1 protein-coding gene is annotated in these 633 nt (G+C 63.8%); it reads right to left on the bottom strand.

Annotated features, from left to right (window positions below):
- Nucleotides 1–575 (bottom strand): ribulose bisphosphate carboxylase small subunit (locus RJ05_RS33185; protein ID WP_217999018.1); only part of this gene is annotated, 575 nt, incomplete at its 3' end.
- Nucleotides 576–633 lie beyond the last annotated feature (58 nt).

Below are 633 nucleotides of genomic sequence, written 5' to 3'. Positions count from 1 at the left end.
CCTACGTGCGTATGGCCGCCTTCGACGCTGTCCGCCAGGTGCAGACCGTCGCCTGCCGCGTGTCGCACGACGGCAGCGACGGTCTGCACCTGGCGGACAGCGTCGAAGGCGGCCATACGCACGTAGGAGTCGGGGAAGGACTTGGTGGCGTTGGCAATCTCAGCCAGCACCTGGGAAGCGTCGGTGCAGCCGAACATGGGCAGCTTGTACATCGCCCAGTACCTGTTGTCGTAGTAGCCGCAGTTGGCGGAGCCGCCGTAACGGATGTTGGCGATGTCCTTCACGTAGGCGCCCTCGGGGCGGGAGAACTCCAGGCAAGGAGTCCAGCCCTGGCGGATAATGTAGTCCACCTGCTTGGCGATCTGGTCGTCGGTCAGAGGGGGCAGGTAGGAGAAGGTCTCGAAGAACTTGTTGTCGGTGGGCTCCCACACGAGCATCTGGCGGGTGCGGCAGCCGTTGGAGACGGTCCTCTGTGCGAAGGTGGGCACAGCCTTGGAGGGGAGGGCGACGCGGGCCAGGCCGGAGAAGCCAGCCTTGCTGGGCTTGGTAGCCACAGCCGCGGGGAGGGACACCATGGAAGCAGTGAAAGCAGCCATTGCGATTGTAATCTGAGAGCGATAAGTATGCAAAGGC

Origin of the sequence: Nocardia cyriacigeorgica NBRC 100375 (assembly GCF_000308555.1) — a bacterium.
GTDB lineage: Bacteria > Actinomycetota > Actinomycetes > Mycobacteriales > Mycobacteriaceae > Nocardia > Nocardia cyriacigeorgica.
The sequence above is the reverse complement of the archived record's forward strand: the minus strand, read 5'-3'. Positions and strand labels throughout refer to the sequence as shown.